Origin of the sequence: Mesorhizobium salmacidum (SeqCode) (genome assembly GCF_037179605.1) — a bacterium.
Classification (GTDB): domain Bacteria; phylum Pseudomonadota; class Alphaproteobacteria; order Rhizobiales; family Rhizobiaceae; genus Mesorhizobium; species Mesorhizobium salmacidum.
In genome coordinates this window covers 1-1,840 of record NZ_JAPYKS010000068.1, presented here as the reverse complement: position 1 = coordinate 1,840, position 1,840 = coordinate 1, and the positions used below count along the sequence as shown (strand labels likewise).

The following is a 1,840-nucleotide window of genomic DNA, read 5'->3' as shown; positions in this document are numbered from 1 at the left end:
AGGGCATCTACCATCTCTTCAGGCGACTTGCCGAGCGTCTTGAGATGGATCTCCGGGTTCTCCGGTGCTTCGTAAGGAGAATCGACACCGGTGAAATTCTTGATCTCGCCATTCAGCGCGCGCGCATAGAGGCCCTTCGGGTCACGCCTGGCGCATTCCTCGAAAGGCGTGTCGACAAAGACTTCGATGAACTCGCCACTGGCCATCAATTCGCGCGCCATGCGCCGCTCGGCTCTGAACGGCGAAATGAAGGAGACGATGACGATCAGCCCGGCGTCCGCCATCAGCTTGGCCACTTCGGCGACGCGGCGAATGTTCTCGACGCGATCGGCGTCGGTGAATCCAAGGTCGCGGTTGAGACCGTGACGGACATTGTCGCCGTCGAGGATATAGGTATGGCGGCCAGTGGCGAACAGCTTCTTCTCGAACAGGTTGGCGATGGTCGACTTGCCGGAGCCCGAAAGCCCCGTGAACCAGAACACGGCGGGCCGCTGGTTCTTCATGTCGGCGCGCACGCCCTTGCCGACATCGAGCGATTGCCAATGGATGTTTTCGGCGCGGCGCAGCGAATGCAGGATCATGCCGGCGCCGACCGTGGCGTTTGAGATGCGGTCGACCAGGATGAAGGCGCCGGTGGTGCGGTTCTCGCCAAACGGATCGAAGGCGATCGGCGTCCGTGTCGAGATGTTGCAGATGCCGACTTCGTTCATTTCAAGCGACTTGGCCGCCTCATGGGCAAAGTCGTTGACGTTGATGCGGTATTTCAGATCGGTGACGGTGGCGCTGGTCTGATCGGTCTCGGTGCGCAGGATATAGGACCGGCCAGGCAGCAGCGCATTTTCGTCGAACCAGACGATGCTGGCGGCGAACTGGTCGGCGACCTGCGGCCGTGCGGCCGGCGAAACCAGCATGTTGCCGCGTGAGATCTCGACCTCGTCGTCGAGGACGAGCGTTATGGCCTGGCCGGCCACTGCCTGTTTGAGATCGCCGCCATAGGCGACGATGCGTTTGACATGCGAGGATTTGCCCGATTTGGCGACGACGACCTCGTCGCCTTGCGCAATGGTACCGGACGCGATGGTGCCGGCAAAACCACGAAAGTCGAGATTGGGGCGATTGACGTACTGGACCGGAAAGCGGAACGGCAGCTCGGCCGTGACTTCGTCGACCGACACGGTTTCGAGATGCTCGATCAGTGTCGGGCCGGAATACCACTGCATGGTTTCGGAGCGGCGGCTGACGTTGTCGCCGTAGCGGGCCGACATCGGGATCGGCATGATGGCTTGGAAACCGAGATCGCGCGAGAACTGCCGGTAGTCCTCGACGATCCTGTCGAAGACCGCCTGGTCGAAATCGACGAGATCGATCTTGTTGACCGCCAGCACGATGTGGCGGATGCCGAGCAGCGAGGCGATGATCGAATGGCGCCTTGTCTGGCGCAGCACCCCTTGCCGGGCATCGATCAGCACGATCGCTAGATCGGCGGTCGAGGCGCCGGTCGCCATGTTGCGGGTGTATTGCTCGTGGCCGGGCGTATCGGCAACGATGAACTTGCGCTTCGGCGTGGCGAAGAAGCGGTAGGCGACATCGATGGTGATGCCTTGCTCGCGCTCGGCCTCGAGGCCGTCGACCAAGAGCGCGAAGTCGATGTCGTCACCCGTCGTGCCGTGCTTGCGCGAATCGCGTTCGAGCGCGGCGAGCTGGTCCTCGAAAATCTGCTTGGTGTCGGACAGCAGGCGTCCGATCAACGTCGACTTGCCGTCATCCACCGAACCGCAGGTCAGGAAGCGCAGCAGCGACTTCTTCTCCTGCGCGGCCAGATAATCGCGGACGCCATCCG

Annotated in this window: 1 protein-coding gene; it reads right to left on the bottom strand. The window is 62.1% G+C overall.

Annotation, left to right across the window (positions count from 1 at the left end):
- On the bottom strand, positions 1-1,840 hold a 1,840-nt coding region (gene cysN, locus O7A60_RS31610), incomplete at both ends, for a sulfate adenylyltransferase subunit CysN (protein WP_337109564.1).